Source organism: Phytoactinopolyspora endophytica (assembly GCF_004138495.1).
GTDB lineage: Bacteria > Actinomycetota > Actinomycetes > Jiangellales > Jiangellaceae > Phytoactinopolyspora > Phytoactinopolyspora endophytica.
Genome location: NZ_ML142855.1, coordinates 335608 through 336880, shown reverse-complemented (window position 1 = coordinate 336880; position 1273 = coordinate 335608). Strand labels below are relative to the sequence as shown.

Here is a 1273-nt window from a genome sequence, read left to right as displayed (position 1 = left end):
GCGATGGAGTCGAACTCGTGCGGAACGCCGGGGCGAAGGTGGAACTCGACATCGACTCCGGCGCGGCTGAGCTTGGTCGCGTAGGCGGTGTCCTCGTCGCGGAACACATCAAGTTGACCCACCTCGATGTACGCCGGCGGCAGGTCGCTGGCGTCTTCGAGTCTTGCCGGGGCCGCCGTCGCAGGTACATCGTTCCCGCCCGCCGCGTCTCCGAGGAGCGCCGGCCAGGCGGTGCGACTGTCGTCGTAGGTCCAGATCAGGTACGGCTCGATCTGCGGCTCAGGGCTAAGGGTGCGGTCGTCGAGCATCGGCATGAGCAGGATCTGCCGTGCGATCGCGGGGCCCTCGCGTTCGCGGGCGAGGATCGTCAGGGCGGCGGCGAGCCCGCCGCCGGCACTTGTCGCCCATCACAGCGATCCGTCCCGGGTCGACGCCGAGCTCGGGCGCTCGGTCGATCAGCCAGCTCAACGCTGCGTAGCCGTCCTCGACGGGTGTCGGATGCGGGTACTCGGGCGCGCGACGGTATTCGACCGACAGGAACGGCACGCCGCTCTCGGACACGTAGCGGGCGACGGGGCCGTCGAACTGGTCGATGTGGCCGAAGATGTAGCCACCGCCGTGGAAGAAGACCGCGGCGGGTCCGGCGGCTGCGCCATCCTTCGCATACCAGCGGACCGTGATGTGAGCACCGTCGCCGGTCGGTACCTGATGGTCGGTGATGGTCACGTCGGCCGGGGTCGGCAGGGCGGCGCTTGCGGCAGCGAGGATCGGCTCCCACATGGCTCGGCGTCCGGTGATGTCGTCGACCGCCGGTGGGGTGGTCGCCGCCATGGCCTCGCCCATAGGGGCGAGGGCCGCGGCGACCTCGGGATCGAGGTTCAGTGTCATGGTCATCCTTGAGGAGTTGGCGAGCGGAGGCGGGATCGTCAGGCGGCGGGCGGGACGGCCACGACTTTGCCGTGAATCTCTCCCGCGGCGGCCTGCTGGTGGATCGCGGGCAGCTCGCTCAGCGGCACGCGCTGGGCGATCTCGACGTGGAGGTCACCGCGGTCGATGAGGGCGACGAGGTTCGAAAGCACGTCTTCGTCGGGGTGGACGAAGATCGTGGCCGCGCGCACGTTCCGCTCCTCGTCGCCGGGCGTCGTCACGGTCGGGGTCGTGGAGACGACCACGCCGCCGTCACGGACCCGCGTGACCAGGGCTGTGAACCTGTCGGGGGTGATCGGGGCCAGATTGAGCAGCACATCCACGGGCTCGGTCACTGCGTCGAGTA

The 1273-nt window shown here is 69.7% G+C and carries 1 protein-coding gene and 1 pseudogene; both read right to left on the bottom strand.

The genetic code is table 11. From position 1 onward, the window contains the following. Positions 1-888, bottom strand: a pseudogene (locus ELR45_RS42120) (alpha/beta hydrolase); the annotation flags it as partial. A 38-nt stretch (positions 889-926) separates the two neighbouring features. Next, positions 927-1273: zinc-binding dehydrogenase (locus ELR45_RS38075; RefSeq protein ID WP_205856706.1), on the bottom strand; the 347-nt coding region annotated here is incomplete at its 5' end.